This is a genomic window from Micromonospora sp. NPDC049580 (genome assembly GCF_040675595.1).
Taxonomy (GTDB): Bacteria; Actinomycetota; Actinomycetes; order Mycobacteriales; family Micromonosporaceae; genus Micromonospora.
The window spans coordinates 1-1341 of the sequence record NZ_JBFAPG010000808.1 but is presented as its reverse complement, the minus strand read 5'-3'; the positions used below and the strand labels follow the sequence as shown (position 1 = coordinate 1341).

The window sequence follows — 1341 nt, the reverse complement described above, 5'->3', positions numbered from 1 at the left end:
CGTCGCGGCGACCGGCCCGCCGCCGGTGCGCAGGGATCAAGCCTGACCGCCCTGCGCAGCTCGGGCTCCGGCGAAAACCTGACCTGGTCCGGCCTGCGGCGGGCCGTTTCGGGCTTTGTGGTTCTTCGGACAGTCGGCTCTGCCCTGGGTGACAATCCTCCTGAAACGGTCGATTCAGGGGGGTCTGGGTATGCCGCACTTTCCGGTGAACCATCCGGCACGGCCGCTCTACCGGGTCCTCTCCGGCCTGATCGGCGTCTACATCCTGGTCTTCGGCGTCTGGGGTGTCGCCGAGACGATCGGCGACCCGCTCTTTGACCGGGGCAACCACTGGGCCCTCGGGCTCCGCACCAACCTGGCCTTCTCGCTCGCCTCGGTGGTCTTCGGAGTCGTCCTGATCATCGGGGCGTCCCGGCGCAGCAACCTCGGCCACTACATGAACCTCACCGCCGGGGCGGTGTTCCTGGTGACCAGCATCCTCATGATGTCCGTGCTGCAGACCGACGCGAACTTCCTCAACTTCTCGATGTCGACCGTGATCGTGTCGATGCTGTTCGGCCTGATCCTGCTGGGCACCGGCCTGTACGACAAAACCGGCCCGTCGGAGCACGCCGAGGCGGAGCTGGAACGCCGCAAACATCCGGTGGCCGACGTGCACCGCCGCTGAACGGTCAGCGGCGGCGGGCGGTGATCAACGTGGGCTTCGCCTCCAGGTGCGACAACCCGTTCCAGGCCATGTTGACCAGGTGCGCCGCCACCGTCTCCTTGCGCGGCTTGCGCACCTCCAGCCACCAGCGGCCGGTCAACGCGACCATGCCCACCAGGGCCTGCGAGTAGAGCTCGGCCAGCTTCGGGTCGTACCCGCGGCTCTTGAACTCGGCGCCCAGGATGTGCTCGACCTGGTGGGCCACGTCGTTCATCACGCTGCTGAAGGTGGCCGTGCCGGACAACAGCGGCGACTCGCGGACCAGCACCCGGAACCCGCTGGTCTCCTCCTCGATGTAGCCCAGCAGGGCCATCGCCGCCTGCTCCAGCAACTCACGCGGATGCCCCGCCGTCAGCGCCGTGGTGATCCGGTCCAGCAGGGCCCGGACCTCCCGGTCGACCACGACCGCGTACAGCCCCTCCTTGCCACCGAAGTGCTCGTACACCACGGGCTTGGAGACCTTGGCGCGGGCCGCCACCTCCTCGATGGAGGTGGCGTCGAAACCTCGCTCGGCGAACAGCTGCCGGCCGATGGCGATCAACTGCTCCCGCCGCTGCGCGGCCGACATGCGTACGCGTGAGGGGGGTTTGGGTTTCGCCGCCGCGGCCGGCAGCTGTTCGCCGAGCGAGGTTTCG

Annotated in this window: 2 protein-coding genes; one reads left to right on the top strand and one right to left on the bottom strand. The window is 68.5% G+C overall.

The features are described 5' to 3' along the window. Positions 1 to 190: 190 nt before the first annotated feature. Entirely contained in the window at positions 191 to 667 is a 477-nt protein-coding gene (locus AB0J68_RS32245) for a DUF4383 domain-containing protein (RefSeq protein ID WP_354860522.1), read from the top strand. A gap of 4 nt (positions 668 to 671) precedes the next feature. Here AB0J68_RS32245 and AB0J68_RS32240 read toward each other — a convergent pair whose 3' ends face one another. After that, the gene (locus tag AB0J68_RS32240) at positions 672 to 1319 is read right to left on the bottom strand and encodes a TetR/AcrR family transcriptional regulator (RefSeq protein WP_363942678.1); all 648 of its coding nucleotides are present in this window, start codon (positions 1317 to 1319) and stop codon (positions 672 to 674) included. Positions 1320 to 1341: the final 22 nt, after the last annotated feature.

Coding starts and splice junctions, on each gene's coding strand:
- AB0J68_RS32245 (WP_354860522.1), top strand. CDS start 191: ATGCCGCACTTTCCGGTGAACCATCCGGCACGGCCGCTCTACCGGGTC.